At 44.0% G+C, this 11724-nt stretch carries 10 protein-coding genes; 2 read left to right on the top strand and 8 right to left on the bottom strand.

Annotation, left to right across the window (positions count from 1 at the left end; all coding sequences use genetic code 11):
• Window positions 1-12 precede the first annotated feature (12 nt).
• A complete protein-coding gene (locus IGI73_RS09035; RefSeq protein ID WP_284591654.1) occupies window positions 13-975 on the bottom strand; it encodes an aromatic acid exporter family protein in 963 nt (320 codons plus the stop codon).
• A 98-nt stretch (window positions 976-1073) separates the two neighbouring features.
• Here IGI73_RS09035 and IGI73_RS09040 point away from each other — a divergent pair, with 98 nt between their 5' ends.
• Window positions 1074-1673 (top strand): FUSC family protein, encoded by a 600-nt coding sequence (locus tag IGI73_RS09040; RefSeq protein WP_005231932.1) that lies wholly within the window; start codon window positions 1074-1076, stop codon window positions 1671-1673.
• Window positions 1674-1717: 44 nt separating this feature from the next.
• On the opposite strand, the gene IGI73_RS09045 is transcribed toward IGI73_RS09040, so the two are convergent.
• The 5 genes from IGI73_RS09045 to IGI73_RS09065 all read right to left on the bottom strand — a co-directional run bounded on the left by IGI73_RS09045 (window position 1718) and on the right by IGI73_RS09065 (window position 9059).
• Window positions 1718-5140: an FtsX-like permease family protein gene (locus IGI73_RS09045; protein WP_428207210.1), complete on the bottom strand. Its 3423-nt coding sequence runs from the start codon at window positions 5138-5140 to the stop codon at window positions 1718-1720.
• Window positions 5141-5842, bottom strand: a complete 702-nt coding sequence (locus tag IGI73_RS09050; RefSeq protein WP_015509898.1) for an ABC transporter ATP-binding protein — start codon at window positions 5840-5842, stop codon at window positions 5141-5143. It abuts the gene before it with no gap.
• 195 nt (window positions 5843-6037) lie between these two features.
• Window positions 6038-6877: an SDR family oxidoreductase gene (locus IGI73_RS09055; RefSeq protein ID WP_428207209.1), complete on the bottom strand. Its 840-nt coding sequence runs from the start codon at window positions 6875-6877 to the stop codon at window positions 6038-6040.
• Window positions 6878-6999: 122 nt separating this feature from the next.
• A complete protein-coding gene (gene nagA, locus IGI73_RS09060; protein WP_195961253.1) occupies window positions 7000-8145 on the bottom strand; it encodes an N-acetylglucosamine-6-phosphate deacetylase in 1146 nt (381 codons plus the stop codon).
• A gap of 68 nt (window positions 8146-8213) precedes the next feature.
• A complete protein-coding gene (locus IGI73_RS09065; RefSeq protein ID WP_015509901.1) occupies window positions 8214-9059 on the bottom strand; it encodes a helix-turn-helix domain-containing protein in 846 nt (281 codons plus the stop codon).
• 159 nt (window positions 9060-9218) lie between these two features.
• On the opposite strand from IGI73_RS09065, the gene IGI73_RS09070 reads away from it, so the two are divergent.
• Complete coding sequence (locus tag IGI73_RS09070) at window positions 9219-9398, top strand: hypothetical protein (protein ID WP_005229977.1); 180 nt, start codon at window positions 9219-9221, stop codon at window positions 9396-9398.
• A 55-nt stretch (window positions 9399-9453) separates the two neighbouring features.
• On the opposite strand, the gene IGI73_RS09075 is transcribed toward IGI73_RS09070, so the two are convergent.
• Window positions 9454-10671, bottom strand: coding sequence for a pyridoxal phosphate-dependent aminotransferase (locus tag IGI73_RS09075; RefSeq protein ID WP_005229975.1), 1218 nt, complete (start codon window positions 10669-10671; stop codon window positions 9454-9456).
• Window positions 10672-10838: 167 nt separating this feature from the next.
• Complete coding sequence (locus IGI73_RS09080) at window positions 10839-11714, bottom strand: ABC transporter ATP-binding protein (protein ID WP_005229973.1); 876 nt, start codon at window positions 11712-11714, stop codon at window positions 10839-10841.
• Between the last annotated feature and the right edge of the window lie 10 nt (window positions 11715-11724).

Here is an 11724-nt window from a genome sequence, read left to right on the forward strand (position 1 = left end):
GGGAGTCTTTTTTTAGCGTGCTATTGTTTGCATTTGATCAGAAAAGTCGGCTTTGATTTCAATAAAACTTTTAAAGGTTTGCAGAAACTGAAACAGCTGAGCGCGATTTTCAAACTCTGCTCTTGTTTGGGGCAATGGCTTTTGTCGATAATCTTCATAAAGCGCAGCAATTTTTGCCAAGATCTCTTTCCCATCGTTATTTTCGTGAAAGGACTCGGCAGTAAAGGATAGCAACTCTTGAAACGCATTTGTATAGGCTTCTTCTACCCAAAACAACTGCAATAAGTCAACCATTTCTAAGAGTAAGCGTGCCTGACTTTGGCGCATGGTAAAGTACTCTTCATAATAGGAGGCTTCTCCTCGCCATTGATTTTCACTATGCACCATTGCTTGTTGTTTGCCTTGCTTGATATCCCCCAAAAGCGTTTGGCAGACCTGGGGAAGCGTCGCCTTTTCTTTTTCAGTTAAGGCAATCGACATGTCTTTTAAAAGACTTTTAAACGATTCTTCCACTAATTGCTGTCTTTCTTTCAATGCTCGTTCGCCATCTGGCATATATAAATTGAACAAAAGTGCAAAGCCAATGCCAATACTCATCAATAAAAAAGCATTCCCAATCAGTGGCCAAGCAAACGAACGTTCCATCATATAATGGGTCACCAAGACAGAATTGACGACGATCCCATCGGTCAAATTGAAATAGACAGCGGTTGGGATAAAGACAAAGAGAAAAAGAACAAATCCTATCGGCCCAAAGCCTAATAAATGGAAGCTGACAAAAGCTAAGAGCGTTGCGATCGCCAAAGAGATCAAACGCCCGATTCCCGTAAAAAGTGACGTTTTCTTTGTATTGCCGACGCTTAAAATGGCGATGATCCCTGCGGCTGGCGCATACAAAAGACCGATCTGTTGTGCCAGAAACATTGATAAACCAGCAGCAATCGCCGTTTTCACGGTCCTCATTCCGATTTTCATTTTTGTCACCTCCTGTGAAAAGTATACTAAATTGTGAGGAATAAGACTAGAATTTCTCAACTGCTTTGGGTATGATTAAGTAAAGGGGGCATTTGACCATGAAACTGGGGCGTTTTCGCTTGGGTATGCGAACGATAAAAACAGCCATTGCTGTCATGCTTTGTATTCTGCTCTTTCATTTTCTTGATCGTGGCCAACCATTGATTGCTGCCTTGTCGGCTGTCTTTTCTTTGCGACAAGACCTGACCACAACGATCTCTTTTGGTAAGTCACGGGTATTAGGAAATACGATCGGTGGTGGTACAGCCATTTTTTACTTTTTGACGAAGCAATATTTTCAAAATGACTTTCTGATCGAATTGTTTGTCTTGCCAGCGCTAGTCATTTTTGTCATCGTTTTTTCAGATGGCATCAATAACAATTCTGGCATTATCTCTGCTATTGCGACGATGCTTTTGATCACTTCCAGTGTCCCTCAAGGGGAATCGATCATCTTCGCCTTAGACCGTGTATTGGACACCTTTATCGGCACGTTAGTTGCCCTATCGATCAATTTCGTCATTCGACCACCTGAGGAAGAGAAAAAGGATGAGATCCAAGAAGATCTGGTGGTGCTGAGGCAAAAAGAGCTTGAACTAAAAGCCATGCTAGAAGAAGTCCAAGGCGAGATTTCCGAACAAGAAAAACAAGAAAAATAAAAACAGCCTTTTTCCAGAATCATTCTGAGAAAAGGCTGTTTTTGTTACTCATTGGCTTTCAGTGCATCAATCATATTGACATGTTTCAGTTTGAAATACATTGCGATCCCTACCACGCTTGAAAATAAGCAGGTCAATCCAGCGGCATACACATAGCTCATTGGTTCAACTGTCGGTGAAAACATGGCGATATCGACTTCGATGGTCTGTAAGACAAATTGATGCTGAAGCACCCCTAATAATAAACCAAATGCAATGCCGAAGATCGTCAGAAAGATATTTTCACGAAAGACGTACATGGTCACTTCTCGATCATAAAAGCCCAATACTTTGATGGTCGACAACTCGCGAATGCGTTCCGCTATATTGATGTTGTTCAAGTTGTACAACACGATAAAGGCTAATGCCCCCGCAGACGAGATCAAGATCCAGATGACGATGTTCAAGGTTGCGGTCGTGTCATCTAAGGCATCCGCTGAAGCTGAGAGGAAGGAAACATTGATGACATTGTCTTGTGCCATCAAATCAGCCGCGATCGCTTCTTCCTCCGATTTCGTCAAGCGCTGACTGAATTTCAATAACTCACTGTTGTAAGAAGGGGCGGCCTGAAAGATCTTTTGATACGCATCTGGGGTCAAATAAGCAAAATGCCCTGTGTAGTTTTCTGCGATTGCAGCCACATTCAGTTCAAATGCTTCGCCGCTTTCATTCGTCAACGTTATCGTATCACCCACCGATAATCCAAACAACTTAGCAAGCTTTTCATTGATGATGGCACCCTCTCCTTCTAGCTCGTAAGCTTCTCCTGAAACCCGATCATTCAAGTGGACAAATCTCGATAAAGCCGCAGGATCTTCTGGCACGGTGACGGTTACTTCTTGCTGCGTGACCCCCGATTGAGCCAACGTCAGACTTTCCGTATGCAAGAATAACCCTGCTTCAAAGCCTTCAATATCTTCTGAGGCGGCTTTTGTTTCACTCATTGCTTCAGAATCCTCATCATCAAAGGTGATCACCGCCTGATACTGCCAGATTTTCTCAAACTGTAAAGGAATGATATTGCTGATGGAATCTCTTAGGCCAAATCCAGTCAAGATCATGGAGGTACATCCCGCGATCCCTAAGATGGTCATGAGCATTCTGGACTTGTAGCGAAACAGGTTTCGCATTGTAACTTTTTGAATAAAACTTAAGTGCCGCCATATAACGGTGATTCTTTCTAAGAGAATTCGTTTTCCTGTTTTGGGTGCTTTTGGTCGTAACAATGAAGCCGATGACTGTCTTAAATCAAAACGTAAAACCAGCAGCGCGATACCGATGGTGCAAAGCAAGCTGACTCCCACAGCAATCAATGAAAGCCGCAAATACCATGGGGTGTCATACTCCGTGAGATTGTAAAGCGGTCCATAAGCTTGAATGATGATTGCTGGAAAAAAGGAAAAGCCGACTGCTAGACCCAATACAGCACCTGTGATGCCTGCTGCAGAGGAATAAAGCAAAAATTTCTGTCCAATCTCCCAGTTACGATAGCCTAATGCTTTCAATGTACCAATCTCACTGCGTTTTTCATCGATCATCCGCGTCATGGTGGTTAGACTGACTAACGCTGCAATCAAAAAGAAGATAACTGGGAAAATCGTCGCTAACGAAGAAACCCGTTCCGCATTGTCTTGGTACTCTGAATAACCAGGATTCGCATCGCGGTTTGCGACACGATAAACTGCCGGTTTTAGATCCAACAATTCCTGCTCTTTTTCAGCAACTTCTTTTTTGGCATCTTCAAGTTTTTCGCGTTCTTTTGGTGCTTTTTCTTTAAATTCGTCAAGCTTTTCTTGAAGGATTGCTTCGTTTTCTCGATATTCTTGCCAACCAGCAGCTAATAAAGACTGACCCTTGGCTTTTTCAGAAGCTAAGGTCTCACGAGCGTCGCTCAGCTGCGTCTCTCCTTGGGTGATCTGGGTCTGCGCTTGTGCCAATTCTTGGCGCCCAGCTCTGATTTGGCTCCAGCCAGCATTGACTTGCTGTTGTGCCTGCTGAAGTTGCGCTTCTTGGTCATTGATCGCAGCCATTTGCCCAAGTAATTGCGCACGTTGTTGCTCACCTTCGGCAATGAGTGGACGCAATGTATCTTCAGCTGCCGTCAGCATAGTAGCAATCATCGTTTCATCGATTTCCTCCAGATCAGGAATCGGACCAAGGACATCTGTCGGCAGGTTCAACTGTGCCAGAGCGGCGGTTACTTGTGCATAGACGGTAGGCAGCTGGGCCATTTGCTCCTCTGCAGAAAGTTGACCCACACTTCTGATTTGATCCATGCCTTGGTATGCCAGCGCCAGTTGCTCCTCTACCTGCTGGATGCCCCTTTGTAGTTCAGGTCTTTGTGCCAAAACGGGTGCCAACTGAGCTTGGGCTGACTGTACTTGGGCTTCTTGCTGAATCAATGCTTGTTCATTTTGATCTAGCAGGCGTTGATTTTCGATCAATGCCTGTTTCCCCTCAGCTAATTTTTGCGCTTCTCCATTCAATTGCTCTTGGGCAGTTTGAATCTCTGTCTGAAAAGCTGCTTCTTGTTCCGTCAACTCCTGATGCGCCTGCGCCAATTTCTCTGTTGCGTCGTCAAGTTCCGCTTGCGCTTGCTGCAATGCTTCTTCGCCATCACGAATCTGTTCTTTGGCCTCATCAATGGCTGGTTGCGCTTCATCGATCAACTCTTGCCGCCGTCCTTGTGCCCGCGGAGCCAACCGTTCTTCTACTTCATCACTTACTTGATCCCTTTTTGTCTGATATGCTTCTGAATAGCTAGCCACTTGCGATAGCTCATCAAAACGAACTAACAATCTAGCATACGCAGTTTCTTTAAAATCTTCTTCTGGAATTACTGCAAAGTAATCGACCGTTCCATTCCCAACGGTACTATTGCCTCGATGAAAATTCTCAATAAATTCGGGACTATTGACAAAGCCAACGATCGTGTAAGTGTGCGTTTCTAGCTGGTTTTCACCGTTTTCTGGCAGTTCGAAAGTTTCATCTAGTGCAAACCCACCGCTGCTTTGTGCCGCTTGATCCAAAGCAATTTCCCCTGACTTTTGCGGCAATCGACCAGAAGTCACCTGATATTGATTGACTTGCCGCTCTTTCGAAAGGGAAAAGACACGGATCACGGCACGGTGATTTTCGGCATTGATATCGGCGATCTGCTCTGCTTCAACAGACGTGACACCAGGCATTTCTTCAATGATTTCCCGATCGGCAGTCGACAACCCTAATGTTGACGCAATCGTAAAGTCCGCTAATTTCTGGCGAGCAAAATAATCTTCAGCTGCTTGTTCCATATTCGGACCAGTTGCACTGATCCCCACAAAAAAAGCGACCCCTAAAAAGATAATGCCTAATATGGACAAAAACCGCCCGGGTGCTTGCCTGATTTCACGTAAACTGGAACGTAATAATGTTTTTTTCATAGGCATTTACCAAGAAATAGAGGCAATTGGAATCGGATGAGTATTTTTTTCCATCTTGCGGACCTTTGCATCATTGATATGGATCACACGATCAGCCATGGGAGCCAATGCGCTGTTATGTGTAATGATCAAAACGGTCGTCCCAGTCTCGCGAGCCGTTTTTTCTAGAATTGCTAGAATCTGTTTCCCCGTTTCATAGTCAAGTGCCCCAGTTGGTTCATCACAAAGCAGCAATTTGGGCTTCTTCGCAATAGCACGAGCGATCGTGACTCGCTGCTGCTCGCCACCAGACAATTGCGCTGGAAAGTGATCCAAGCGATCACCAAGCCCAACTTGGGTCAAGATCTCAGCTGCATCAAGTGCCTCTGGCACGATTTGTGCTGAGAGTTCAACGTTTTCTCTGGCTGTCAAATTAGGGACCAAATTATAAAACTGAAAGACAAAACCGACATCTTTGCGGCGATAGGTCGTCAATTGTTTGGCATCAAAGCCAGCAATATCTGTTCCATCAACGATCACTTTGCCACTATCACATTGATCCATTCCGCCTAATATGTTCAAAACGGTGGACTTACCAGCGCCACTTGGACCAAGGATCAGTGCGATCTCTCCTTTTTCTACGGAAAACGAAACACCATCATTAGCAGCAATAACCGTGTCGCCCATTGTGTATTTCTTCACTTCTTTCACAACTTCGATATAACTCATTATGTTCCTCCAAGAATTCCAGCGCCGCATGCGCTTTCTCGCTTAATAGTGTATCATACTTATTCCTGCGAAAGAAACAGCAAAAAAGCAGCTCATTTTATCAAATTAAAAAATCTGAGACAGAATGAGCATCATTTTGTCTCAGAATCGATTTTACACTTCCATCTAATTTGATTGACAAAGAACAAAAACCAATCATTGTGCTTGGTCGGCAATTCTTCGCTGGGTTTCTTCCCAAAGTTTTTGCGCTTGCTGCCGCTCATCAAGGATCTCCGTCGGCACTGCCTGCCGATCGACAAAGTAGCGCCCGCTAATGCCAGCCACCTCGGGGCTTAGTGCCAAATATATCGCTGTATCAGACCCTTCCTCTGGTGTTTTGAAAAAAGGCGTGAGCATTTTGTAGACAGATTGACCAAATCCTGTTTGTCGGCTGACCCCTAAGCTGGTCGCCACAGCTCCCGGATGCAAGGCATTGGCAGTAACGGTCGTATTGCGCAGTTGAAACGCAAGCGCATCTGTAAATAAAATCAGGGCTTTTTTTGAGCGGCCATATTCCCGCCAAGGCAAAAAATTCGCCACATCGAAAAAGCGCTGATCCTTTTTCTTTACAAATTTGTAAGCACCAGAAGCAACATTAACGATCCTACCAGCATCCGCACGTTCCATTAGCGGCAATAACTGACGGGTCAGTTCAAAATGCCCCACGTAGTTTACGCCCAGCATTTGTTCAAATCCATCGGTTGTTCGCTCTTTTTTTAAATTGACGATGCCCGCATTATTGATCAGTACATCCAATTTCTCAAAGCGGGCATTGATTTCAGCGGCTGACTTGCGTACGCTAGCCAACGACCCCAAATCACCGATCACTAGATCGATGCTTGGATTGCCTGTCTCTTCCTTCAAACGTTGCTGTGCTGCCTGCCCTCGTTCGGCAGAACGGCAATACAAAATCACATGCATCCCCAATTCTGCCAATTGTTTGGCTGTTGCAAAGCCCATGCCAGCGTTGGCACCCGTAACTAAAATCGTCTTCAATTTGCCACCTTCCCCTTCTAAGAATACCGTTTTCTTTCATCATAAATGAAAACAAAAAAATCTGCTCAAAAAACAGATCAAGAGAAGCTCTCTTCTTGTTTCTTGAAGCAGATTGTTTCATTTTATGCTTGGTAACGGCAAACACCATCTAAATAAGTGGCTGCTAAATTCATTTCTTGATCCAAAACAATGAAGTCAGCTGGACGACCTTGTTTGATCATACCGCAAGCGTGGTCGATGTTGCAGCTGATCGCTGGGATCAAGCTGGCCATCATGACCGCTTCTTGAGGGGTAGCAATTCCCCAGTCTACAACATTTTTCACGGCTTCTTTTAGTTTCAAAATGCTGCCAGCAAGATTGCCTGTTTCCATTCGAGCCGTGCCATCTTTTACCACTACTGGAAATTCACCTAAAATGTAATCACCGTCTGGCATACCGCCAGCCATCATACAGTCGGTGATCAAGGCCACATGGTCATGACCAGCTTTTTCCATTAAGATCTCAGCTGCTTGAGGATGCACATGGTGGCCATCACAAATCAACTCAGAAAAAACTTCTTTTAATGAAAGTAAGGCGCCGACCATTCCAGGTTCACGATGGTTTAATCCGCGCATTCCGTTGAAGGCATGAACAAAGACACTGGCACCAGCTTCTACTGCTGTTTGCGCTTCTTGTAACGTTCCGTTACTATGCCCTAGTGCAACCACTACGCCTTCTTCCGTCACTTGCGAAACAAATTCCTTCACACCTTCGCGCTCAGGAGCCAAGGCGATTTTCTTGATAATTCCACCAGAAGCTTCTTGCCATTCATGGAAGGTATCAATATCAGGATCACCAAAATAGATCGGATTTTGTGCCCCTTTATGTTCTTCAGTAAAGAACGGTCCTTCAAAGTAGATCCCTTGGATCTTCGCTCCTGTAACTTCGTCTTTGACTTTCCCAACGGTTTCAGCAACATCCCGCAACCGTTCTTTGCTAGATGTTAAGGTTGTCGGTAAGAAAGATGTCACACCACAAGACAAAAGACCTTCTGACATGGCTTTGATGCCTTCTGCATCGTTATCCATCACATCATGGTTCATAAACCCGTGGATATGAGTATCCACAAGACCCGGTGCTACCCATTTGCCTGAATAATCTTCTACGTCTGCACCAGCAGGGACTTCATCGACGATCGCGCCGAATTTTCCCTCCTTGACCTCCAAGTAACCAGGGCCATGAACCGCTGATTTCAGAAAGAATTTGTCTGCGTAAATATATTTATTCATCTTGATCGCTCCTCTATTTCTTTTCTTCCTTAAAAGTACTCTTATTTGCAGCAGAAGTCAAGAAAGGTCTACACCACTTTGTCTGATTGGCGAATATCCATGACGGCACGATACAGTTGAAAACTTTTTTCAGCTGCTTTTTCTTCTTTTAGTCTTTGAAGCAATTGTCCTTTTAGTTCAAACAATTCTTCTAGAAAATATAAGCTATTTTTCTCTCTCGCTAGAGCAATGCCTTCGTTTGTTACTTTTAGCGCGCGACAGTCTTCTTGTTGCTCCTTTAAAAAGACCGCATAGTTGTAATAAATTTTAGTCAGCGCTGTGGACAGTCGCTCCGGCGGCAAGGCATGCATGGCATCGTAGGCTTTTTCTAAATAAAAACGCGCCTCACCCAGTTGCAGCAAGTCACTATAGACACGACCCATGCAGCTCAGGATACGAATTTCCATCACCGAAACGTTGGTCTTATCCTGTTGATAGGAATAGGCCAATCCTTTTTTCAGCGCCTCAAGGGCGGCATCATAGTTTTGATCGAGGAAATAATCACAGCTACCTAGATAGTAGTAATACATTTGCATATCTGAATCCAGATACAAATAATCCTTGATCGCCTTGTCTTCCATTTTTTCCCGCATTTCTTGAAATTGTTTATGGACAAAATGTGATTCGATTTCGGCAAAGATTTGATTGGTTTTGTTGATCTCTTCCGAATGAAGCATCATTACTTGATCTAAGGTGACGCCTAAGCGTTGGCAGATTTGGTACATCACCCAGACATTGGGCAGCTCTTCGTTGTTTTCGATACGACTTAACACACTTTGCGAACAAATATCTTCCGCTAACATCTTCTGGGTCATCTTTCGTTTCAACCGAATTGAACGGATATTTTGACCAAAAGATTCATCTCTTTTTTTCATAATCGTCCTCCAGGGGGAATTCTAAAAAAATCGAACGTTTCTTGTCAAAAATGCGAATTCGCATTTTTAATTTTCTTTATTTTAGCACATAATGACAAAAAGGAAAGCAATTTCAAGAATGTCTTGTTATTTTTCCACAATTTCAAATGAGGTGTTAAGATGACGATCGACAGTACGATCTTTTTTACATGGGAAGGCAAAAAATACCAAGGGATCATCGAACGGGAATATGAAAATTCGGTCCTCGTTCAAGTGACCGATCCTAGTGCTGAAATGCTGGATAAGTTTACCAATCGGATGATTGTCAGCAAAAAAATTTGTCAACCAGTTACCGAATAAAAACATAAGCACCGCTCCCTCACGATCGCTGAAGGAGCGGTGCTTTTTCATGTACTTACTTCTGGCGATACGCTGCCAAGAATTCTGTCATTTTTTCAGCAGTCGTTTTTAAATCTTCCATATTAGGAAGGTAGACGATACGGAAATGATCGGGCTGTTGCCAATTGAACCCACCGCCGTGCACCAACAAGATATGGTGTTCATGTAAAAAGTCGAGAACAAATTGTTCATCATTGGTAATGTTAAAGCGCTGAATATCAATTTTAGGAAAAATATAAAAGGCTGCTTTCGGTTTCACTGCTGACAATCCAGGAATATCATTGATCGCCTTGTAGATAAACTCTCTTTGTTCATAGATTCGACCACCTGGCAGCAGCAGCTCATCGGAGCTTTGATAGCCGCCTAGTGCAGTCTGGACGATTTGTTGCGATAAAACATTGGAACACAGCCGCATCGATGACAACATATTCAAGCCTTCGATATAGTCTTTGACATTGGACTTATCCCCGCTGAGAACCATCCAGCCAACGCGGAAGCCTGCCACTCGGTGAGACTTAGACAAACCGCCTAGCGTCACAACGAAGCGATCTGGTGCTAGTGTAGCAATCGGTACATGGACATAATCATCCATGACTAAACGGTCATAGATCTCATCGGAGAAAATGATCAAGTCATGCTCACGAGCAACCTCGACGATTTGTTGCAAAACTTCTTTCGGATAAACGGCGCCGGTGGGATTATTTGGATTAATAATGACGATGGCCTTCGTCTTGCTGGTTACTTTGGCTTTGATATCCTCGATATCAGGATTCCAATCTGCTTGTTCATCACAAATATAATGGACGGGTTTGCCGCCAGCTAATGAGATCGAAGCAGTCCACAAGGGATAGTCTGGCATCGGCACGAGCACTTCGTCCCCATTGTTACATAACCCTTGCATACACATCGTGATCAGCTCGGAAACACCATTACCTGTGTAAATATCATTGATGGTCACATCAGGAAATTTTTGTAATTGATAATATTGCTCGATCGCTTTACGGGCCGAGAAAATCCCTTTTGAATCAGAATAGCCTTCCGACTCTCGCACATTCATAATCAAATCTCTAACGATTTCATTTGGGGCTTCAAAGCCAAAGGGCGCGGGATTCCCCGTATTTAATTTTAAGATACTGATGCCTTCTTCTTGCATCCGATCAGCTTCTTCTAAAACAGGGCCGCGTACATCATAACTGACCCCTTCAAGTTTTGACGACTTCGAAAATTTCTTCATATTCCATTTCTCCTTTAACCATAGGTCAACGTCAGGTTATTGGTTCTCGTCGTTGATCTCTTTTCAGATTGAACCTATTATAGCAAAAAAATTTTAACTGTGGCGAAAATTTTTCACCTCTGGGTCGAGAGGGCTTGCCCTGCGTTCATCCACTGAATTTGGTTCATTCAGGAATTTTCAGGAAAATACTTCAAGTACAATTCATTTAACGCCAAATGCCCCACCGAAAAATCAGTGATTCCTGCTGCGATAAAACGTTGCGGCAGCTGCGGATCGCTGATTTCTACTAGATAGATTCGCCCTTGCAGATCGATAGTCACTGTCGTTAACTCTGGAAAAGCCACCAAGAAATCCGCCGAGTCCGTCTTTACATACAACGGTTCATTGACCAACGACTTGCGGCCAAGGTATTCGTGAATGATCTTACCGTCTTTTAAAAACAAGACCCGATCCGCGTAAGAATCTAAATTCGTCAGAATATGCGAAGCGATCACGATCGCTTTCTTTTGCTCCCGCAAGGCTTTCAACACATTAGAGATCAATTCGACATTTGTCGGATCTAAGCCATTCATCACCTCATCCATCAGCATGTATGGCGTATCTGTCACGATCTGCATCGCAAAACACAGACGTTGCCGCATCCCCAGCGAATAGGTTCCCACTGGGCGTTTGATATAATCGCTCATTCGCAAACGAGCAATCGTTTCTTCCACCAAGCGTTCCTCTGAACGCCACATTCGCTGATACAGTTTCAGATGCTCGAGTCCGCTTAAATCATTGTACAAATCATTTTGGTCAGGAAAAAATGAAATTTGTTGATGCGCTGCCACTTCTGATTTTTTGGTCACATATACTTGACTGCCGTTTAAAAATACTGCGCCTTCATTCGGCTGGATGAAATTCATCGCCACATTCAGTAGCGTGGATTTCCCAGTGCCGTTAGGGGCGACTAACCCGACGATCTCCCCGGGAGAAAAAGCAACGGAAAGTTGATCCAATACTTTTCTCGTATACGTGACAGTCACATTTTTCAGTTCTAACATATCGTTCCTC

The sequence above is a fragment of the Enterococcus sp. DIV0755f genome, from assembly GCF_051713725.1.
Taxonomy (GTDB): domain Bacteria; phylum Bacillota; class Bacilli; order Lactobacillales; family Enterococcaceae; genus Enterococcus_D; species Enterococcus_D casseliflavus.